This is a genomic window from Streptomyces sp. CC224B, assembly GCF_030010595.1.
In the GTDB taxonomy this organism is placed as follows: domain Bacteria; phylum Actinomycetota; class Actinomycetes; order Streptomycetales; family Streptomycetaceae; genus Streptomyces; species Streptomyces longispororuber.
The window spans coordinates 1-21,396 of the sequence record NZ_JASCXL010000120.1 but is presented as its reverse complement, the minus strand read 5'-3'; the positions used below and the strand labels follow the sequence as shown (position 1 = coordinate 21,396).

Sequence of the window (21,396 nt, the reverse complement as noted above, 5' to 3'; positions counted from 1 at the left end):
CCTTCTCTCGCCCCGCGTGCCTTGGTGCAAATGGCTGCAATAGCGGGGCTACCGGACGCCCGGCGTGCGGTCGCCGCCCGGTCGGCGTGTAAGTTCCGGGGCCGAGAGCCATGGAAGGGACCAATCCGGTGAACAAGAAGCTCGCGGCCGCACTGTCCGGCGGTGCGGTACTGGTACTGGCGCTGTCGGGGTGCTCGGACGACGACGGTGACAAGAAGCTGGACGACTGGGCCAAGAAGGTCTGCGACACGGCCGTCGGCCCGCAGTCCAAGAAGCTCAAGGACGCCAACGCGGCGATCAAGAGGCAGGCCGCACAGGACAGCTCGCCGGAGGAAGTGAAGAAGACCGACTCACAGGCGTTCCAGGACATCTCCGACGCCTACAAGGAGCGCAGCACCGCCCTGAAGGAGGCGGGCGCGCCGCCGGTCGACGACGGCGAGAAGAAGCTGAACGACGCGGTGAAGGAACTCGACGGCCTCTCCAAGTCGTACGCGGACCTCAAGACGCAGACCGACAAGCTCGACACCAAGAACCAGTCGGCCTTCGCGGACGACCTCGCGAAGATCGCCGAGGAGCTGGGCAAGCTCAGCAAGAGCGAGAACACCGCCCAGAAGAAGCTGGAGGCGGGCGACGTCGGCAAGGCCATGCGCGAGCAGGAGAGCTGCAAGTCCGACAGCACGCCCACGGCGTCCTGACGACGGACCCGCGGCACCGCTGCTGGGGGCGCTCCCGAAAGGGGGCGCCCTTTTGCGCGTCCGCGCGCCGGGCCCGTGCACCCGCACCCGTGCATCCGTACCCGTGCACCCGCGCCCGTGCACCCGCACCCTCCGACGCCGGTACGGATGCCCGCCCCCGCGTGTGCGCTCCGTACGCCTCTGTGCGGGTGCGCGGCGCGCGTACGGGTCCTACGGGCGCGCGGAGAGCGCCGCCGTGACCGCCACGGTGGTGTACCGCATCGTGAAGCCGCCCCCGGCCGCGTCGACGGCTGCCCCGACCCCGTCGAGGACCTGCTCCAGGAGGGCGGCCGGGAGGAGGGTGTGGCCGCCGGTGGTGGGGAGCTGGTCCAGCCACTCGTCGCGGGTGTAGTGCCGCTCCCAGGCGAACCGCCACTGCTCCGGCTCGCGGAAGGCGCCCGCCGCCCGCATCCCGTCGGCGGCCTTGGCGCTCAGGGCCGCGTACGCCTCCGTGTCGGACGCCGTCCACTGGCGAGCGGCGAGCGAGTCCGGCAGGAGGCGGCGGTAGACCTCGGCGAAGGACTCCACGAGGGGCGCCGGGGGCCGGCCCGCGTTCCAGAACACCGCGAGGCGGCCGCCGGGCCGCAGGGCCCGCGCGGCCCGTGCCGCGCCCGCGTCCGGGTCCACCCAGTGCCAGGTCTGGCCGGAGACGACGGCGTCGAAGGACCGGCCCGCGGGGTCCCAGTCCTCGAACCTCGCCACCTCCACCGCCAGGCCGCGCCGCCGGGCCCACGCGGCCATGCGCGCGTCCGCCTCCACGCCGAGCACCCGGCAGCCGGCCGCCTCGAACTGCCGGGCGGCGATACCCGTCCCCGTACCGACGTCCAGGACGTCGCGCCCCGGGCTCGCCGCGAGGACGCGGTCCACCAGGGCGCGGGGGTAGCGGGGGCGGGAGCGGTCGTAGCGGGCGGCGTCGGCGCCGAACGACTCGGCGAGTCGGCGGTGTTGGTGGGGAGCCGGGGCGGGGAGGGGGCCTTGCGGCGTGGGGTGCGACGGGTGAGTGGGCATGTGCCCACTATGAGTGGGCGTTCGCCCACTGGTCAAGGAGGTGGCACGTGCCCGACGCCCACGGAAGGAGGGACGGGCCCCGGAGGAAGATGGAGCAAGACGCGGCCCTCCCGCTGACGACGGGCCGCAAGGAACATGAGGGAACCATGAAGGAACAAGGAGGGGCGCGGTGCCCACAGGCGTAGCCATCCGTGACGTGCGCGGGCAGCTCTTCGACGCCGCCGAGCGGGTGCTGCTGCGGGACGGGCCGAGCGCGCTGACCAGCCGCGCGGTCACGACGGAGGCGGGCTGCGCCAAGGGGGTGCTGCACCGGCACTTCGCCGACTTCGACGCCTTCCTGGCCGACCTGGTCCTCGACCGCGTCGCCCGCGTGGAGCGCCAGGCGGCGGAGCTGTGCGGGTCCGCCGGCACCGGCACCGTCGTGGGCAACCTCGGCGGCGCCCTGACGGAGGTGTTCGGGTCGGTGGCCGTGGCGGTGGTGTCCCTCGTGACCTCCCGGGACGAGGTGCGTGCCCGGCTGCGGCAGGCGCGGCCGACGGGCGTTCCGGTGCTGGCGGAGGCGACCGCCATGATCGCCTCGTATCTGACCGCCGAGCGCGACCGCGGCCGGATCGCGGCCGACGCCGACATCGACGCGCTCGCGCCCACGCTGATCGGGGCCGGGCACCTGCTGTTCGCCGACCGGAAGGGCGTACCTCCGGAGGCCGAGGCCGTCGAGAAGGTCGTACGTACGGTGGTCGCGGGCGTCGTGCGCGGACCGCGGGCCTGAAAGCGGGTCACAATGTGGACGTGAGTAACCGTCTGCCTTCGTCCGAACGTTCCGATGTCACCGCGCGCCTGAGGGAGGCCCTGCTCGGGGCCGACTTCACCGCCGACGGGCTGCTCGAACTCCTGGGGGCGTCCGCGTACGCCGCGCTCGCGCGCAGCGAGACCGTGCCCGCGCTGCGGGCCACGCGGGGTGACGGCGGCCTGGAGACGCTCGTGCGGCTCTTCCTGTTGCAGCGTTCCGTGCCCCGCGCGCGCGTGGAGCGCGTACTGCCCGTCGAGCCTCTCCTGGAGAGCGGTTGGCTGGTGGAGGGCGCGGACGGGCTCCCCGGGGAGGGTGGTGGCGCGGGGCTCAGGGCGACCGTCGACGTACGGCCGTACGGCGGGCCCGACGGCGAGGACTGGTTCATCGTGTCCGACCTGGGGTGCGCGGTCGGCGGGGCCGGGGGCATCGGGAGCCGCGACGAAGGGGTGGTGCTCGGCGTCGGCGGAGCCTCCACGACGCTCGCCGGGATCACGGTGCGTACGCCTGTGGCCAGCGCCCTTGACGTGGGTACGGGGTCCGGCATCCAGGCGCTGCACGCCGCTCGGCACGCGACGCGGGTCACGGCGACGGACCTCAACCCGCGCGCCCTGCACTGCACACGGCTCACGCTCGCGCTCTCCGGCGCGCCGGGGGCGGACCTGCGGGAGGGTTCACTGTACGAGCCCGTGGCCGGGGAGACGTACGACCTCATCGTGTCGAACCCGCCGTTCGTGATCTCGCCGGGCGCCCGGCTGACGTACCGGGACGGCGGGATGGGCGGGGACGATCTGTGCCGCTCGATCGTTCAGCAGGCGGGGGACAGGCTGAACGAAGGGGGGTACGCGCAGTTCCTGGCGAACTGGCAGCACGTGGAGGGCGAGGAGTGGACCGAGCGCGTCCGCTCCTGGGTGCCGCGCGGCTGTGACGCCTGGATCGTCCAGCGCGAGGTGCAGGACATCACGCAGTACGCGGAGTTGTGGCTGCGCGACGCCGGGGACCACCGCACCGACCCGGCGGAGTACGCGGCGCGGTACGACGCGTGGCTCGACGAGTTCGAGGCCCGCGGGACCAAGGGCGTCGGCTTCGGCTGGATCACGCTGCGCAGGTCCGGGTCGGCGGAGCCGTCCGTGACGATCGAGGAATGGCCGCACCCCGTCGAGCAGCCCCTCGGCGAGACGGTACGGGCCCACTTCGCCCGCCAGGACTACCTGCGCACGCACGACGACGCCGCGCTGCTCGCCGACCACTTCACCCTCGCCGCCGAAGTGATGCAGGAGCAGGTCGGCCTGCCCGGCGCGGAGGACCCGGAGCACGTGGTGCTGCGCCAGCACCGCGGGATGCGGCGCGCGACGAAGGTGGACACGGTGGGCGCGGGCTTTGCGGGCGTGTGTGACGGCACGCTCAGCGCCGGCCGCATCCTGGACGCCATCGCCCAGCTCACGGGCGAGGAACCGGTGGCGCTCCGGGACCGCACCCCGGCCCAGATCCGGCTCCTGGTGGAGCAGGGGTTCCTGGAGCCGGTGGGACGGTAGTTGCTCCCGGCCGGGGTGGGCTCCGGGCGGGGTGCCCGCCTGCCGTGGTGCCCCGCCCGAGCGCGGAGCCGGCCCGCCAGGCACCCGCACCCGCCCGCCAGGGCACCCCTTCGAGCGCAGCTCCCTCCTGCCGTGGCACCCGACCCGTGTGCGGCGCCCGCCAGGGCACCCCGCCCGAGCCCGAAGCCCGCCCGCCAGCGCACCCCGCGCCCGACGCCGCCCACCCCAACCCGCCAACCCACCAACCCACCCCGCCCACTCACCCACCGCGCCCCCTACACCCCGTAAACACCCGACGCACATACCGTGACCACCACCCGTCACCACACCGGAACCGATCTCCGTACCCACCCGGAGCCAGCCCTTCCGGGTCGGGAACCAGCCATTGTCGGTCCGTTCCGCAGTCCGCCGTTCACTCGGATTTCCCGCTTCCGCCGCCTGGGCGTGCCAGCGTCCGCAGCCGGGGCACCCGCGAGGGGGCACGTGCCGGAGGGCTCGGGAGGCCAGGTCATGGAGAGCGGACCAGCGATCTTCGCCGGGACGGTGTTCGCGCTGTTCGGAGCCGCGCTGCTGGTGTGGACCGGCACCCGGGTCGCCCACCGCGCGCCGGTGGCGCACGGAGTGCACCAGACCGCCGCGGCGACCCTGGCCACCCTGGCGGGCTGCGCCGCCCTGGTCCTGGCGGTGTGGTCCTTCACACGCGTGTGAGACTTGGCGGGCGGCCGCGACGCCGGTCCCCGGTGCCCGGCAGGGACGTCCCGGACCGGTCCGGACCGGTCCGTTCCCGGACCGGGCACCCCGCACGGGACCACGGGCCAAGCCCCCGGCCTGCCTTCGAAACGCCGGGCCAGCTCGGTTCCGGCCGCTCCGGCGAGGGCGGACGGGCGCGCAGCGCGACGAACGGCCATCCGGGTGACGGACGCCGCGTGAGCGCGGGCCCGGGACCCCGTTCACGGCCGGGGGCCAGCCCAGGCGGCAGGAATGACGGTAGTCGGGTTACCGTTCGAGTGGCCGTTGCGGGCTTTTCCCGTTTGACACGGGGGCGGGATGTACCGTCACACTCCGCAGCGACAGCGCAACCGCACGCGCCGTCAGCGACAGCGTGACCGCGAGCGCCGTCACGGCACCCCTCTGGGGGCGCCGGCACCGCACTGCCAACCGAGCGTCGACCGGAGAGAAGAGCGAAGTTGTCCCCGACCAGCGAGACCGCACAGGGCGGCCGCCGACTCGTCATCGTCGAGTCGCCTGCCAAGGCGAAGACGATCAAGGGCTACCTCGGCCCCGGCTACACCGTCGAGGCGAGCGTCGGGCACATCCGTGACCTTCCCAACGGCGCCGCTGAGGTCCCCGAGAAGTACACCGGCGAGGTGCGCCGCCTCGGCGTGGACGTCGAGCACGACTTCCAGCCCATCTACGTCGTCAACGCCGACAAGAAGGCCCAGGTCAAGAAGCTCAAGGACCTGCTGAAGGAGTCCGACGAGCTCTTCCTCGCCACCGATGAGGACCGCGAGGGCGAGGCCATCGCCTGGCACCTCCTGGAGGTGCTCAAGCCGAAGGTCCCCGTCAAGCGCATGGTGTTCCACGAGATCACCAAGGACGCCATCCAGGGCGCCGTGCGCAACCCGCGCGAGCTCAACCAGCGCATGGTCGACGCCCAGGAGACCCGCCGCATCCTCGACCGCCTGTACGGCTACGAGGTCTCGCCGGTGCTGTGGAAGAAGGTCATGCCGCGGCTCTCGGCCGGGCGCGTGCAGTCCGTCGCCACCCGGCTCGTCGTCGAGCGCGAGCGCGAGCGCATCGCCTTCCGCTCCGCCGAGTACTGGGACCTCACGGGCACCTTCGGCACCGGCCGCGCCGGCGACCGGAGCGACCCCTCCCAGCTGGTGGCCCGCCTCACCACGGTCGACGGCAGGCGCGTCGCCCAGGGCCGCGACTTCGACTCGCTCGGGCAGCTCAAGAGCCCGAACACCCTGCACCTGGACGAGGCCAACGCCCGCGCGCTGGCCGCCGCCCTGGAGCACACGGACTTCGCGGTCCGCTCCGTCGAGTCCAAGCCGTACCGCCGCTCGCCGTACGCGCCGTTCCGTACGACGACGCTGCAGCAGGAGGCCTCGCGCAAGCTCGGCTTCGGCGCGAAGGCCACCATGCAGGTCGCGCAGAAGCTGTACGAGAACGGCTTCATCACCTATATGCGTACGGACTCCACGACCCTGTCCGACACGGCGGTCGCGGCGGCCCGCGCCCAGGTCACGCAGCTCTACGGCGGCGACTACCTGCCCGACAAGCCGCGTACGTACGCCGGCAAGGTCAAGAACGCGCAGGAGGCGCACGAGGCCATCCGGCCCTCGGGCGACCGCTTCCGCACGCCCGCCGAGACCGGCCTCACCGGTGACCAGTTCCGCCTCTACGAGCTGATCTGGAAGCGGACCGTCGCCTCCCAGATGAAGGACGCGACGGGCAACTCCGTCACCGTCAAGATCGCCGGCCGGGCCGCCGACGGCCGCGACGCCGAGTTCAGCGCGTCCGGCAAGACCATCACCTTCCACGGCTTCCTCAAGGCGTACGTCGAGGGCGCCGACGACCCCAACGCCGAGCTGGACGACCGCGAGCGCCGCCTGCCGCAGGTCTCCGAGGGCGACGCGCTGTCCGCCGACGACATGTCCGTCGACGGCCACGCCACGAAGCCCCCGGCCCGCTACACCGAGGCCTCCCTGGTCAAGGAGCTGGAAGAGCGCGAGATCGGCCGCCCGTCGACGTACGCGTCGATCATCGGCACGATCCTGGACCGCGGCTACGTCTTCAAGAAGGGCACGGCCCTGGTGCCGTCCTTCCTGTCCTTCGCCGTGGTCAACCTCCTGGAGAAGCACTTCGGGCGGCTCGTCGACTACGACTTCACCGCCAGGATGGAGGACGACCTCGACCGCATCGCGCGCGGCGAGGCGCAGGCCGTGCCGTGGCTGCGCCGCTTCTACTTCGGCGAGGGCGAGCCCGCCGGTGGCGCCGCGGACGCCGGGAACGGCGACGGCGACCACCTCGGCGGTCTGAAGGAGCTCGTCACCGACCTCGGCGCCATCGACGCCCGCGAGGTGTCGTCCTTCCCCGTCGGCAACGACATCGTGCTGCGCGTCGGCCGCTACGGCCCGTACATCGAGCGCGGCGAGAAGGACTCCGAGAACCACCAGCGCGCCGACATCCCCGACGACCTGGCGCCCGACGAGCTGTCCGTCGAGTACGCGGAGGAGCTGCTCGCCAAGCCGAGCGGCGACTTCCAGCTCGGCACGGACCCGGAGACGGGCCGCGAGATCATCGCCAGGGACGGCCGCTACGGCCCGTACGTCACCGAGGTGCTCCCCGAGGGCACCCCGAAGACCGGCAAGAACGCGGTCAAGCCGCGCACGGCCTCGCTCTTCAAGTCGATGTCCCTGGACACCGTCACCCTCGCGGACGCCCTCAAGCTGATGTCGCTCCCGCGCGTCGTGGGCACCGACGCCGAGGGCGTGGAGATCACCGCGCAGAACGGCCGCTACGGCCCGTACCTGAAGAAGGGCACGGACTCGCGCTCCCTGGAGAGCGAGGACCAGCTCTTCACCATCACGCTCGACGAGGCCCTGGAGATCTACTCCAAGCCGAAGCAGCGCGGCCGCGCGGCCGCCAAGCCGCCGCTCAAGGAGCTCGGCGAGGACCCGGTCAGCGGGAAGCCGGTCGTCGTCAAGGACGGGCGCTTCGGCCCGTACGTGACGGACGGCGAGACGAACGCGACGCTGCGGGCGGCCGACTCCGTGGAGGAGATCACCCCCGAGCGCGGCTTCGAGCTGCTCGCGGAGAAGCGGGCCAAGGGCCCCGCGAAGAAGACCGCCAAGAAGGCGGCGAAGAAGGCTCCCGCGAAGAAGACGGCGGCCAAGAAGACCGCTGCCAAGAAGACGGTCGCCAAGAAGACCGCTGCCAAGAAGACGGCTGCGAGCGCGACCGGCACCGCCACCGCGAAGAAGACCGCCGCGAAGAAGACCGCCGCCAAGAAGACGGCGGCTGCGGAGACGACCGACTGATCGGGCGATTGATCGACTGACTGATCGGGCGACTGATCGAGTCGGCTGACGAGTCGGCTGATCGAGTCGGCTGATCGAGGGGCGCCCGGGCGAGCGTGACCAGGTGGTGACCTGGGTCGCGGGTCCGGGCCGTCCCGCGGGTCCGGGCCGCGCCGCGTGTCCGGGGTGCGCTGCTGGTCCGGGGTGCTCGGTTCGGAGCCGCGCTCGTGGACGGTCGCGGCCGGGGCTCGCGGGTGGCCTCGTGGCCGGGGCGCGCGCCGCTCCGGTCCCGCGACACGCCGCTCCGGTCCCGGGGCGTGCGCATCCGTGTAGGGGGCGCGTGGCCCAAGCGGGGCGCTGACGGCCCTCTCGCAGGCGGTGTCCGTATGTTCGGGCGCTACGTCTGGGAGGGGCGGCGTCCGGATAGGCTGGACGGATGACGCGTGCCGAGCAGCCACCCGCCATGACCACGGCTCCCGACGACTCGCTGGTCGCGGACTCCCGCGAACGCGCCGTGCGTGCCCTGCTACGCGTACCGCAGCTCAGGCGGCTGTGGACCGCGCACCTCGCGGGGAGCGTCGGTGACGCCCTGGCCCTGCTCGTCCTCGTCGTCCTGACCCTCCAGGCCGCCATCGCGGAGGGGGCCTTCGGCGGGGGCTACCGCGGGGTCGCCGTCGCCGTCACCGCGGTCTTCGGTACGCGCGTGCTGGCCACCCTGCTCTTCGGGGCGGTGCTGCTCGGCCCGCTGACGACGCTCACCTCGCCCGACGGACCGCTCGACCGCCGCTGGACCATGATCGGCGCCGACGGGGTACGGGCCGCGCTCCTCGTCTGCGCCCCCCTGTGGATCAACTGGACGGAGGGCAACGCGCTCGCGATGCTCCTCGTCACCTCCTTCGTCGTCGGCGTCAGCGAGCGCTTCTGGACGGTCGCCCGGGAGAGCGCCGCGCCCGCGCTGCTGCCCACGCCCCCGCCGGAGGGCGCCGCCGTACGCCCGCTGCCGGACCACCTGGACGCCCTGCGGCGCCTGTCGCTGCGTACGGGATTCGTCGCGCTGCCGGTGGCCGCCGTGGCGCTCGTCGGGGTCACGCTGGTGAGCAACCTGCTGGGTGCGGGCGTCGACTGGTTCGACGCCCACCAGGTGGCCCTCGCCGCGTTCGTCGCGGCCGGGCTCTTCGCCGCGTCCGCGGCCGTCGTGTACACCCTCGCGCTGCCCGGCACCCAGACGCCCCGCCCGCGCAGCCCCCTGGAGGGCCTGCGCAGGCCCCGTACCGGCAACGGGCCCGACAAGGGCCGCACCGGTGCGATCCCGCTGCTCGTCGCGGCCTGCACGGCCGTCGCCGGGGCGGTCGCCGCGGCGGTCGCGGTCGCCGTGCTGCACGCCAAGGACCTCCAGGGCGGGCCCGTCACGTACGGCCTGTTCGTCTTCGCGCTGACCGGGGGCACCGCCGCCGGGATCCGCCTGGCGCCGTCCCTGCTGCCGTCCCTGTCGCGCCGCCGGCTGCTCGCCCTCGCCATCGCCATGACCGGTGTCGCGCTGCTCGCCGCCGGCCTCGTGCCGGACCTGACGACCGTGCTCCTGATCCTGCTGCTCGCGGGCGTCGCGGCGGGCGTCGCCGCGAACACCGGGCACGCGCTGCTCGACCAGGAGGTCGAGGACTACCGCAGGGGCCGTACCACCGAGCACCTCCAGGCGACCGTACGCCTCTTCGTGGCGCTCGCCGCCCTGGTGGCGCCACTGCTGGCCGCCGTCATCGGGCCGCACCGCATGGTCAACGGCAAATTCGTGTTCGACCACGGGGGCGCCGCCTTCACGCTGATGCTGGTCGGCGCGCTGCTCCTGCCGGTGGCCGCGCTGGTCCTGGCCAAGGCCGACGACCGCCAGGGCGTGCCGCTCCGCCACGACCTGCGGGACGCGCTGCGCGGCGGCGACGACCCGGTGCCCGTGCCCGCGGGGTCCGGCTTCTTCATCGCCCTGGAGGGCGGCGACGGCGCCGGGAAGTCCACCCAGGCCGAGGCGCTCGCCGAGTGGATCCGCGCCAAGGGCCACGAGGTCGTCGTGACGCGCGAGCCGGGCGCCACGCCCGTGGGCAAGCGGCTGCGCTCCATCCTGCTCGACGTCTCCTCCGCGGGCCTCTCGCACCGCGCCGAGGCGCTGCTGTACGCCGCCGACCGCGCGGAGCACGTCGACACCGTCGTACGGCCCGCCCTCGCGCGCGGGGCCGTCGTCATCTCCGACCGGTACATCGACTCGTCCGTGGCCTACCAGGGCGCGGGCCGCGACCTGTCGCCCACGGAGGTGGCCCGCATCAACCGGTGGGCCACCGGTGGCCTCGTACCGCATCTGACCGTTCTGCTCGACGTGTCACCCGAGGCCGCGCGGGAGCGCTTCACGGAGGCGCCCGACCGCCTGGAGTCCGAGCCCGCCGAGTTCCACGCGCGCGTGCGGTCCGGTTTCCTCACGCTGGCCGCCGCGGACCCCGGGCGCTACCTCGTCGTCGACGCCGCCCAGGAGCCCGAGGCCGTCACGACCGTCATCCGGCATCGCCTCGACGTCGTCCTGCCGCTCTCCGAGGCCGAGATCAAGGCCCAGGAGGAGGCGCGCCGCAAGGCCGAGGAGGAGGCCCGGCGCCGCGCCGAGGAGGAGGCGGCGCGCAAGGCCGAGGAGGAGCGCAAGGAGCGCGAACGCCAGGAGCTGCTCGCCAAGCTGCGCGCCGAGGAGGAGGAGCGCAAGCGGCGCGAGCTGGAGGAGGCCCAGCGCCGCGAGGCCGAACGCCAGGCGGAGGAGGCCCGGCGGCGCGCCGAGGAGGCCCGCCGCAAGGCCGAGGAGGAGGCGCGGCGGCGCGCCGAGGAGGACGCCCGGCGCAAGGCCGAGGAGGAGGCGCGCAGGCGCGCCGAGGAAGAGGCCCGGCGCAAGGCCGAGGAGGAAGCGCGGCTGCGGGCCGAGGCGGAGGCCCGGCGCCTGGAGAAGCAGCGCAAGGCCGAGGAGGCCCTGCGGCGGGCCGAGGAGGCGCGGCGGCTCGCGGAGGCGGCGGCCTCGTCCGCCGCGGCGTCGGCCGTGACACCGCCTCCGGTGCCGCCGGCGAAGGCGCCCTCGGCTGGGGCTTCGGCTGCGGCTTCTTCGACTGGGGCCGGGGCGACTGGGGCTGCGGCTTCGACGGGGGCTGGGGCTTCGTCCGCTGCTCCGGCTTCGGCTTCGGCTTCGGCCTCGGGGAAGGCCGCTCCGGCTCCCCAGGAGGCTGCCGCTGCCCCGGCCCCGGCTCCCGCAGAGGAGCAGGCGCCGGCCGCGCCCGACAACGAGACGACCGTGCAGACGCCGGTCGTGGACCCGAACACGCTGCGCGCCGCCGACGAGACCACGAAGCTGCCCCGGGCCACGGAGCCCGGAGTGTCCGCTTCCGCCGAGGAGACCGCTGTACTCCCGCGGGTGCCGGAGCCGGGCGCCGCGGACGAGACGGCCGTGCTGCCGCGGGTGCCGGAGCCCGGCGCGGCCGACGAGACGGCGGTGCTGCCGCCGGTGCGGGACGGGGCCGCCCCGCCGCCGGTACGGGGCGAGGCACCGGCCGCCCGCGGCGAGGCCCCGGTCGTCCGGGACGTGTCGGACAAGGTGCCGCCGGGGTTCTTCCGCGACGAGCGGCCCGCACGGAACGAGGTGGGCCCGGACGACCTGGGCCCGGACGACCGTACGCGCGAGCTCCCGCAGGTCGACGAGAACGGCACTCCGCTCGGTGGCGACCGCCCCGCCTGGGCGGAGGGGACGACGGCGGACGAGGAGCCGTCGCTGGCGGACGAACTGCTCGGGTCGCACGAGGACGAGCCGGAGGACAAGGGCAGGCGGCGTCGGCGCTGACCGGCGGCGGCCCGGCCCGGGGTGGGCTTCGCCGCCTCGGGTCGGTTCGGGCTAGGTGGCTCGGTGGGGCCTGGGGGCTCGGTGGGGCCGGCGGGTCCGCCGGGTGGTCGCCGCCGCGCGGGACGGCTGCCGCCCGAGCTGAGGGCCCGATGGCCGGAGACGACGGCGAAAGCGCAGGTCAGGCCAGCCGTGGACGGCGTTGTCAGTGCCGTGCCCCACAATGATTTCCGACAGAGATTCCGACAGGCAGCGTGACGGACGAAGCGCGACGACAGCGTGACGGACGACGACGTTACGGACGACGACGTTACGGACGACGACGTTACGGACGACGACGTTACGGACGGCGACGTGGCGCGGCGGACGCGAGGAGCGCGCGGCCCGGCGGCCGTGGCCCGGTGGTGTTGCCGGGCGGCGGTGGCCCGGGGTGCTCCCCGCGGCGCGATGCCCGTCACGACGGCACGGCGGCAACAGCGGCAACGGCAAGGCAAAGGCGGTGACCCATGCCGGTATGGGACGACCTGGTGGGCCAGGAGAAGGTGAGCGCCCAGCTCGCGGCCGCCGCGCGTGACGCCGACACCCTGGTCACCGCGGCCGACACCGCGGCCCCGCCGCCCGAGTCGTCGAAGATGACGCACGCCTGGCTGTTCACGGGCCCGCCCGGCTCCGGCCGGGCCGAGGCCGCCCGGGCCTTCGCCGCCGCCCTGCAGTGCGTGAGCCCCGACCGCGCGCTCGGCGGGGAGCCCGGCTGCGGCTTCTGCGACGGCTGCCACACGAGCCTCATCGGTACGCACGCGGACGTGGAGGTGATCCGCACCGACCTGCTCTCCATCGGCGTCAAGGAGACCCGTGAGCTGGTCCGCCGCGCCCAGCTCTCACCCGCCGGCGGCCGGTGGCAGGTCATCGTCCTGGAGGACGCCGACCGCCTGACCGAGGGCGCGGGGAACGTACTCCTGAAGGCCGTGGAGGAGCCCGCCCCGCGCACCGTGTGGCTGCTCTGCGCGCCCTCCCTGGAGGACGTGCTGCCCACGATCCGCTCCCGCTGCCGCCACCTGACGCTGCGCACGCCGTCGGTGGAGGCGGTCGCCGACATGCTCGTACGCCGCGACGGCATCGAGCCGGACGCCGCCGCGGCCGCCGCCCGCGCCACCCAGGGGCACATCGGCCGCGCCCGCCAGCTCGCCACCGACGAGCGCGCGCGGCAGCGCCGTGCCGCCGTGCTGAAGCTGCCGCTGCGGGTCGAGGACATCGGTGGCTGCCTGAGGGCCGCGCAGGAGCTGATCGACACGGCGGCCGAGGAGGCCAAGCAGGTCGCCGAGGACGTCGACGTCAAGGAGACCGAGGACCTGAAGACGGCGCTCGGCGCGGCGCAGGGCGGCCGGATGCCGCGCGGTACCGCCGGGGTGATGAAGGAGCTGGAGGACAAGCAGAAGCGCCGCAGGACCCGTAGTCAGCGCGACAGCCTCGACCTGGCCCTCGTCGACCTGACCGGGGTCTACCGGGACGTCCTCGCCCTCCAGCTCGGCTCCCGGGTGCCGCTCGCCAACACGGAGGTGCGGGACATGCTGGAGCGCATAGCGCGCGGCACGAGCCCCGAGTCGACGCTGCGCCGCATCGAGGCCATCAGCGCCTGCCGCACGGCGCTGGACCGCAACGTGGCACCGCTGCTCGCGGTGGAGGCGATGACGGTGGCGCTGCGGGCGGGCTGAGCGGGCCGCCGCACGGGCCCCGGGCAGGGGCCTGCGGACCAGCGGCTCACCTGGGGGCGGGCAGCGCCCGGCACGCCCGGCGCCCGCCAGCGGGCAGGTCAACAGGGCAGCGGGTGCACAGGGGGAACGGGTCAACAGGGCAACGGGCGAACGCATGAACGGACGCCCCACGTCACCGGGCCACCCTCAACAGGAAGTCACCGCCGCCCACAAGGGAACGAGGGAACCCGTTACTCCCAAGGGAACCCGTCACCCAAGAGATTCCGTCACCCACAAGAGAACACGGAGTGATCGCCTGAACCCGCAGGGTTACCCTCGCCGGATGGGAACCACCAGCCGCGCCGTTCGCCCCGGCCTCCCCGACCACCCCCGCCCGCCACGCCGCAGAGCCGCCCTGTCGCTGCTGACCGCCGGCCTGCTGCTCGCCGCCACCCCCGGCGTCACCGCCTGCTCGCCGGGCGGTTCCGGCGGTGGCGCGTCGACGGACGTGGCCCTGGCCGCGCTGCCGCGGGCCACGCCCAAGGGGCTGGCGTCGTACTACGGCCAGAAGCTGAGCTGGCGTGAGTGCGGGGTGCCGGGCTTCGAGTGCGCGACGCTGCGCGCGCCGCGGGACTACGCGAAGCCGGGCGCGGGCGACGTACGCCTCGCGGTGTCGCGCAAGCGGGCGACGGGCCAGAAGGACGCGCGCCTGGGCTCGCTCCTGGTCAACCCGGGGGGCCCGGGCGGCTCGGCGATCGGCTACCTCCAGTCGTTCGCGGCGCTCGGCTACCCCGAGAAGGTCCGCGCCCGGTACGACATGGTGGCGGTCGACCCGCGCGGCGTGGCCCGCAGCGAGCCGGTCACCTGCCTGAACGACCGCGAGATGGACCGGTACACGCAGACGGACGTGACGCCGGACACGCCCAAGGAGGCGGAGGACCTCGTCGCCGCCTACAAGGAGTTCACGGCGGGTTGCGCGCGGCGCTCCGGGGACATCCTCGGCCACGTGTCGACGGTGGAGGCGGCCCGGGACATGGACATCCTGCGCGCGGTGCTCGGCGACGGGAGGCTGACGTACGTCGGGGCGTCGTACGGCACGTTCCTCGGCGCGACGTACGCGGGGCTCTTCCCTGACCGGGTAGGGCGGCTGGTCCTGGACGGCGCGATGGACCCGTCGATCCCGGCCCGGCGCATGAACGAGGAGCAGACGGCGGGGTTCGAGACGGCCTTCCGGTCCTTCGCGAAGGACTGCGTGCGGCGGCGGGACTGCCCCCTCGGCACGAAGAACCCCGCGGACGCGGCCCGCCGCCTGAAGGGCTTCTTCAGGACCCTGGACCGCGCCCCGATCCCGGCGGGCGACCCGGGCCCGGCCGGCGGCCGCAAGCTCGGCGAGGCGCTCGCCACGACGGGCGTGATCGCCGCGATGTACGACGAGTCGGCGTGGCCGCAGCTCCGCGACGCCCTCGCGGCGGCCATGCGCGACCGCGACGGCTCGGTGCTGCTGTCCCTCTCCGACAGCTACTACGAGCGGAACGGCGACGGCGCGTACTCGAACCTCATGTACGCCAACGCGGCCGTGAACTGCCTCGACCTCCCGCCGGCCTTCACCTCGCCCAAGGAGGTGGAGTCCGCCCTCCCCGCCTTCGAGAAGATCTCCCCCGTCTTCGGCGAGGGCCTCGCCTGGGCGTCCCTGAACTGCGCGTACTGGCCCGTCAAGGCCACGGGCAAGCCCCACCGCATCGAGGCGAAGGGCGCCGCCCCGATCATCGTCACCGGCACGACCCGCGACCCGGCCACCCCCTACCGCTGGGCCAAGGCCCTCGCCTCCCAGCTCTCCTCGGGCCGCCTGCTCACCTACGAGGGCGACGGACACACGGCGTACGGCCGGGGCAGCCGCTGCGTGGACGACACGATCAACGCCTACCTCCTGCGCGGCCACGCCTCCCGCACCGCAAAGCGCTGCGCGTAACCCCAGCTCAAGCCCTTCCTCCCCGCTCCGCACGCCCCCCGAGGAGGGGTGTGCGGAGCACCCCCGGAAACTGTGTAGACTTGCTGTCGTTGCTGATCGCACCATAGGTGCGGGACGCGCGCCGCCTTAGCTCAGATGGCCAGAGCAACGCACTCGTAATGCGTAGGTCTCGGGTTCGAATCCCGAAGGCGGCTCGGATTAACCCCAGGACTCACTCGCCGTGACCTGGGGTTTTTTCATGCCCGGGGCCGGCCGAGCCGCGCGACGGGGATGGCGTGGAAGTGCTTGCGTGAGCGATGCGTGAGCGGAGCGGCTGTCAGCCCTTGCGTGCGGCCTTCTTGGCCTTGCCCTTCTTCTTCCCCTTGGCCTTCCCCTTCTCGGCCTTCTTCGCCTCTTTGGCGGCCTTCCGGGCCTGCTCCTCCTGGTCGGCCTTGCGTTGGAGGGGGACCAGCTTGGCGGTGGCCTCGGCGGCGCTCTTGCCGACGTGGGGGAGCACGCTCTGGTAGATGTCGCGCGTGATCCGGGTGTCGCTGTGCCCGAGGGTGTCCGACACGATCTTGATGTCGATATCGGCGGCCAGCATGAGCGTGGCGGCGCCGTGGCGCAGGTCGTGCAGCCGGATCGGCGGGAGGCCGGAGGCGGCGACGAGGCGCTCGAAGAGGTCGGTGACCTTGCCCGGGTGGAGCCAGGAGCCGTCCTTCTGGGTGAAGACGAGCCCGGTGTTCACCCAGGCCGAGCCCCACTCGGCGCGGTCGGCCTCCTGCTGCTCGCGGTGCCGCTTCAGGACGTGGACGGTGTCGTCGTCCAGGGCCACGACGCGGAAGCCGCTGTCCGTCTTCGGTTCGGACGCCTCGACGTCCCAGCCGTCCTGGACGAGCTGGCCGGTGACCGTGAGGGCGTGCCGGTCGAGGTTGGTCTCCGACCACGGCTGCCCGCACGCCTCACCTCGCCGCAGCCCTCGGAACGCGATCAGGTGCCACATCGCGTACAGCCGGTCCTCGGCGACGAAGTCGAGGAAGGCGCCGGTCTGTTCTGGCGTCCAGACCATCACGGGGGACGGCTTCTCGCCGGTCTGCTCCCACTTGGCGACCCGCTCGTCCGTCCACACGAGAGCCTTCGGCTTGCGCACAGGGTCGATCTCGACGTGGGCCGCCGGGTTGAACGTGATGATCTGCTGCCCGATCGCGTCGTTCAGGGCCGCGCGGAGGGTGGCCTTGATGTGCTGGCGCGTGGCCGGTCCGGTGACCCGGCGGAAGGGCGGCATGGCGTCGATCGCGGCCTTCATGGCCTTGCGGCGGGCGCGGTTCGCCACACCCTTCCACGGGACGGTCGCCAACTCCTCGACCGCCGCGCGTCGCTGGGCGTTCTGCTCCAGGATCTCGGCGTTGGCGTCAGTGATGGCGGTGAACATGTCGCTGAGGTGGCTGACGCGCAGCCGGTCGAGACGCCGGTGGCCGATGTGCGGCTTGAGGTGCACGCGGACGTCGGTCTCGTACCGGCTGATACCCGACTTCCGGATGCGCTTGCCGGCGAGCCACCGGTCCAGCCACTCGGCCACCGTCAGGCTGCCGATGAGATCCTGACCAGCCCTGAGCCGGCGCCGGGTCTCCTCCACGTCCGGCAAGGGCAGCTTCTCGCCGCTGACCTCTGCCAGCATCGCGGCGATCAGCTCTATGCCCTCGCGGTCGTCAGACTCTGCGAGCCCCAGGAGGGCACGGACATGGTCGAGGTCGGCCTGGGCGGCCTTGAGGCTGCCATACCCGCCACGTGCGAAGGATCGTCGGCTGCCGTCCTCACGGGGCGGCAGCTCCTGGCGTATGGAGTACGTGCAGTGATTCCTGCTGTTGCGCTTGGGGCAGGAAGCGCCGAGCTCCTTGCCGGTCTTGGGGTCACGGCAGGAGCAACGGCGGTAGGTGGAACCCTTCAAAAGTCTTCCTCCAGGTGGTTGTTGTCGTCGAATGGGCTCGCGAACCGGGAGGGCAGCAGCGTCGGCGGCGTGCCGCCCTCCTCCCGGATCGAGGCACGGAGGCGGCGCAGCCGCTCCTTGGCGAGCGCGGCCCGCTCGGCGTAGAAGGCTTGGGCGCTGAGGGCCTCTTCGCGTTGAGCGGCGTCGCTGGCCGACTTGGCCTTCCAGGCTTCGTCCTGCTCGCTGGACTCGGCCGCGTGCAAGGCCCGCTGCTCGCTCTCGTGCTGGTGGAACAGGCGCAGCATGAGGTCCAGAGCGAGCGGTTCACCGGGTACGGCGCCGGTGAACCACCGCATGGCGTCCCAGGTCTGCTCGCTGTGCCGCAGGGGGAGCCTCTGGACCTCTTCGACGTAGCCGACGGGGTAGATCAGGCAGATCGGGCTGGTGTGGAGCGCCTCGGCCAGCACCATGACGTCGACCAGGGGGAGGCTGGCTCGGCGACCGGACTCCATGTTGGCGATCACGTTGCGCGGGATCGGATGGCCGATCTCCTCGCAGGCATCGGCCAGGCTCTGTGCACTCATCCCCAACTCCTTCCTGCGTCGTCTCACCTCCTTGGCCACGGTCGCCATGACCTGGTCCACCCACTCGGGGACGTCGTCCTCGTCTTCATCATCGAATCCGTGTTGTGTCATGGCGACACAGTAGCTCGATCACACTTGCTTCTCGTAGCCCGGAGCCGGACGTGATGACCACGTTCGCCGACGGCTGTACGAGAGGAGCGCTGCGTGCGCGACAACACGACGGGAAGCAGGCTTGCGGGGATGGGGCGGGAGGAGCTGTTGGCTCTGCCGGCGGCCGTTGACCTGGACACCGGGAACCGTGCTTTGGGTCTCGGGCGCAGCAAGGGCTATGAGCTGGCCAAGCGGGGCGAGTACCCGTGCAAGGTCCTGCGCCTGGGTAAGGCGTACCGCGTGGTGACCGCGGATCTGCTCAATCTGCTGGGGCTGGCCGCGTGAGGGCCGGACAACATAGCAGGCCGTTCTGCGCGGAGCTGACACAGAAGCGCTGGACTGTGGCCAGGCGTGGACGTACTGTCCGTGTTCCCTCGCGGCGGCCTGCTGCTCGCGAGAAGGGAATGGGCCCCCGGCGGTGCGACGCCGGAGGCCCGAGCAACCCCGAACGGCCCTGGAAGAACCAACCCGGCGGCAAGGGCGTGCGAGCCCGCCACCGCCAGACGAGGAGCTGCCCTGTGGAACACCCCGAACCCCAGCCCTATTCCAACCCCGACAAGCCCGCGTGGCCGCCGGTGGTCGCTCCTGGCAAGCCCGGTGAGTACGTCGGCCAGGCTTCTGCCGCTGACGGCGCCGTGGCGGACGAGCCTGCCGAGGAGACGGAACCGGACCCCGAGCCGACCGCAGGATCGGCCCTGCTGGACGAACTGTGTCGGCGGATAGCGAAGTTCGTGATCTTGCCCTCCGAGCAGGCGCTCGACGCGGTCACCTTGTGGGTGGCGGCGACACATCTCCAGCCCGCGTGGCAGCACGCCCCGCGCCTGGCGGTGGTGGGACCGGCGAAGCGATGCGGCAAGTCGCGCCTGCTGGACGTGCTGACCGAGACGGTCCACGAGCCGATGCTCACTATCAACACCACGCCGGCGGCGGTCTTCCGCTCCATCACCGAGGAGCCGCCCACGCTCCTGGTGGACGAGGCGGACACGATCTTCGGCACGCCCAAGCAGGCCGAGAAGAACGAGGAGATGCGCGGCCTGCTGAACGCCGGCCACCAGCGCAACCGCTACGTGACCCGGGTGGTCGGCAACGACCACACACCCCACCGGTTCGCCACCTTCGCCATGGCGGCCATCGCGGGGATCGGCGACCTGCCCGACACGATCATGGACCGGTCGGTGGTCGTCCGCATGCGCCGCCGGGCGGAAGGCGAGACGGTCCGCCCCTTCCGGTCACGGCGCGATATCCCCGCCCTGCATGGCCTGCGTGACCGCATCGCCGCCTGGACGGGACCCCTGCTGGATGAGGCCGCCGACCTGGAACCGGCAATGCCGGTCGAGGACCGGGCAGCCGACACCTGGGAACCCCTCGTCATCGTCGCCGACCTCGCCGCCGGCACCTGGCCGCGCCGCGCCCACACCGCGTGCGAGCAGATGGTCGCCGCCGAGGCTGCGGCCGAGGAGGACCACCCCAGCGGGGCCCGGATCCTGGCCGACATCCGGCGCGTCTTCGTCGCCCAGCGCGAGGTGGACAGCCTCTCCACGGAGGAGCTGATCCACCACCTGCGCCAGGATCCGGAGAGCCCATGGGCCGAGTGGGGCCGGAACGGGCTCAGCCCGCGTGACCTCGGCTCGATGCTCCGGCAGTTCGGCATCAAGCCCGGAAACGTCCGCATGGCCGACGGAACCCAGCGCAAGGGCTACGTGCGCAACAAGTTTCTCGACCCCTGGCGCCGCTACTGCCCGACCGTCCACCCGGTCGACGCCGCGCCCACCCTTCCGCTGGGCTGATCCCGCCCCGCCCCCGCTGGTTGCCGTCCTTGCCGTCCCTGCCGTGATCGCGCAGGTCAGAGGGTATACGCGCAAGACGGCAACTGGCCCCAAGACGGCAACACGATCACGGTCGCCCGCACAGACCGCCAGGACGTCGCCCGCTCCGTCTCGTGCCGTCCCACACGTACGCGCCGTATCGCCGCAGGTCACCGGCCGTGAGGCCAAGACGGAGGGCAGCCCCGTGCCGTCCTCGCCCCGTCTCCGCCGGACGCGGTCAGGACGGACAACGACCGCCTCTGCCGTACCGGCCCTGACCAGCGCTCGCAACGGCCAAGACGCCCAAGACGCCTCACACCACTACCCCAAGGAGTGCCCCCGCTTGACTGTCCTTTCCCGCCTTCGACCACAATGCCGCACGCAGCCGGGCAGCAGGCCCAGCGAGGTGCAGCCGACGGTGACCGGGCACACTGCCGAGCGGTCTGTGCTCATCGCGGCTGGAGTCGTCATCGTCCTTCTGACGGCCGGAGCGTTCTGGCTCTCCTACGCGCACCTGGCCGACGTTGCTGGCCAGCATGGCCTCGGCGGCTCCCCGATCCGCCGCTGGGCGTGGCCCGCCACCCTGGACGCGTTTATCGTCGCGGGTGAACTGCTCATGCTCCGCGCGAGCCTGCGCCAGGTCACCGACTTGTGGGCCATCGCTGTCACCGCCATCGGATCGGTCGGATCCATCGCGCTCAACGTGGCGGGCGTGAGCGGAACGAGCGACGCCCGCACCGTGCAATGGCTCGACTACGTGGTCGCCGCAGTCCCGCCGACCGCCGCACTCCTTGCCTTCGGCGTCCTGATGAGGCAGATCCACCAGCTCGTCGAGCGGCCTGATGGCCACCGAAAATCCGCGTCCGTCTCGGAGCCGATGCCCCCGGCCAACGTGGTCGTCCCGCCGACCGCTCCTGGCGAAGGCAAGGATCACGGCGACGGGCCGACGGAGCACCCCGACCCTGACCGCCTGGCCGACACCGCGACCCCGCCGGGCGGCGAGGCCACCCGCAAGCCCCCCAAACCGACCGGAGCACGGCCTCGGCGTACCGGGCGCCCGCAGGACATCTCCGATGACGAGATCCGGGCCGTCGCGCGCGAGGTCACGGCCCGTACGGGAACCGCTTCCCCCACCGAGGTCGGCGAAGAGATCCGCGTCAACCGCGGCCGCAAGGTCGGCAACGCCCGCGTGAAGAACGTCTGCGACGAGCTGAACGCCCAAAAGGTCGAGCCGGGCCCTGCGGTCGCAGTCGGCAGCAGCACCGGCTGACCCGCCCGCAACGACGCCCCCACCGGCCGCACCGCCCCGGCGCCGGGGCGGCACCCCGGCTCAGGCCGGTCCGTCCCCCACCAGG

Annotated in this window: 14 protein-coding genes and 1 tRNA gene; 12 read left to right on the top strand and 3 right to left on the bottom strand. The window is 73.0% G+C overall.

Annotated features, from left to right (window positions below; genetic code table 11):
- Nucleotides 1-110: 110 nt before the first annotated feature.
- The gene (locus tag QK440_RS33820; RefSeq protein WP_282797077.1) at nt 111-695 is read left to right on the top strand and encodes a small secreted protein; all 585 of its coding nucleotides are present in this window, start codon (nt 111-113) and stop codon (nt 693-695) included.
- Between the two features lie 210 nt (nt 696-905).
- Here QK440_RS33820 and QK440_RS33815 read toward each other — a convergent pair whose 3' ends face one another.
- The gene (locus QK440_RS33815; protein WP_282797076.1) at nt 906-1,742 is read right to left on the bottom strand and encodes a class I SAM-dependent methyltransferase; all 837 of its coding nucleotides are present in this window, start codon (nt 1,740-1,742) and stop codon (nt 906-908) included.
- A 169-nt stretch (nt 1,743-1,911) separates the two neighbouring features.
- Here QK440_RS33815 and QK440_RS33810 point away from each other — a divergent pair, with 169 nt between their 5' ends.
- The 8 genes from QK440_RS33810 to QK440_RS33775 all read left to right on the top strand — a co-directional run bounded on the left by QK440_RS33810 (nt 1,912) and on the right by QK440_RS33775 (nt 15,790).
- Nucleotides 1,912-2,511: a TetR family transcriptional regulator gene (locus QK440_RS33810; RefSeq protein ID WP_282797075.1), complete on the top strand. Its 600-nt coding sequence runs from the start codon at nt 1,912-1,914 to the stop codon at nt 2,509-2,511.
- A 20-nt stretch (nt 2,512-2,531) separates the two neighbouring features.
- Nucleotides 2,532-4,064 (top strand): methyltransferase, encoded by a 1,533-nt coding sequence (locus tag QK440_RS33805; protein WP_282797074.1) that lies wholly within the window; start codon nt 2,532-2,534, stop codon nt 4,062-4,064.
- 510 nt (nt 4,065-4,574) lie between these two features.
- Nucleotides 4,575-4,772, top strand: coding sequence for a hypothetical protein (locus QK440_RS33800; protein WP_190133981.1), 198 nt, complete (start codon nt 4,575-4,577; stop codon nt 4,770-4,772).
- A 479-nt stretch (nt 4,773-5,251) separates the two neighbouring features.
- Entirely contained in the window at nt 5,252-8,110 is a 2,859-nt protein-coding gene (gene topA / locus QK440_RS33795) for a type I DNA topoisomerase (protein WP_282797073.1), read from the top strand.
- A 415-nt stretch (nt 8,111-8,525) separates the two neighbouring features.
- Nucleotides 8,526-11,939, top strand: coding sequence for a dTMP kinase (tmk, locus tag QK440_RS33790; RefSeq protein WP_282797072.1), 3,414 nt, complete (start codon nt 8,526-8,528; stop codon nt 11,937-11,939).
- A gap of 503 nt (nt 11,940-12,442) precedes the next feature.
- Nucleotides 12,443-13,648: a DNA polymerase III subunit delta' gene (locus QK440_RS33785; RefSeq protein ID WP_282797071.1), complete on the top strand. Its 1,206-nt coding sequence runs from the start codon at nt 12,443-12,445 to the stop codon at nt 13,646-13,648.
- Between the two features lie 322 nt (nt 13,649-13,970).
- Nucleotides 13,971-15,596 carry an alpha/beta hydrolase gene (locus QK440_RS33780; RefSeq protein WP_282797070.1) on the top strand — a complete coding sequence of 542 codons (1,626 nt, stop codon included), beginning with the start codon at nt 13,971-13,973 and terminating at the stop codon, nt 15,594-15,596.
- A gap of 120 nt (nt 15,597-15,716) precedes the next feature.
- Nucleotides 15,717-15,790 (top strand) — tRNA-Thr (locus tag QK440_RS33775).
- Nucleotides 15,791-15,912: 122 nt separating this feature from the next.
- On the opposite strand, the gene QK440_RS33770 is transcribed toward QK440_RS33775, so the two are convergent.
- Together QK440_RS33770 and QK440_RS33765 are read right to left on the bottom strand one after the other, a co-directional pair.
- Nucleotides 15,913-17,523, bottom strand: a complete 1,611-nt coding sequence (locus QK440_RS33770; protein ID WP_282797069.1) for a site-specific integrase — start codon at nt 17,521-17,523, stop codon at nt 15,913-15,915.
- Nucleotides 17,520-18,197 carry a helix-turn-helix transcriptional regulator gene (locus tag QK440_RS33765; protein WP_282797068.1) on the bottom strand — a complete coding sequence of 226 codons (678 nt, stop codon included), beginning with the start codon at nt 18,195-18,197 and terminating at the stop codon, nt 17,520-17,522. Before QK440_RS33765 ends, QK440_RS33770 begins: the two co-directional genes overlap by 4 nt.
- A 93-nt stretch (nt 18,198-18,290) precedes the next feature.
- Between QK440_RS33765 and QK440_RS33760 the strand changes: the two genes are divergently transcribed.
- The 3 genes from QK440_RS33760 (at nt 18,291) to QK440_RS33750 (ending at nt 21,311) form a co-directional block, all read left to right on the top strand.
- Nucleotides 18,291-18,521: a hypothetical protein gene (locus tag QK440_RS33760; RefSeq protein WP_282797067.1), complete on the top strand. Its 231-nt coding sequence runs from the start codon at nt 18,291-18,293 to the stop codon at nt 18,519-18,521.
- Nucleotides 18,522-18,754: 233 nt separating this feature from the next.
- Complete coding sequence (locus tag QK440_RS33755) at nt 18,755-20,023, top strand: DUF3631 domain-containing protein (RefSeq protein ID WP_282797066.1); 1,269 nt, start codon at nt 18,755-18,757, stop codon at nt 20,021-20,023.
- Between the two features lie 424 nt (nt 20,024-20,447).
- The gene (locus QK440_RS33750; RefSeq protein ID WP_282797065.1) at nt 20,448-21,311 is read left to right on the top strand and encodes a DUF2637 domain-containing protein; all 864 of its coding nucleotides are present in this window, start codon (nt 20,448-20,450) and stop codon (nt 21,309-21,311) included.
- Nucleotides 21,312-21,396: the final 85 nt, after the last annotated feature.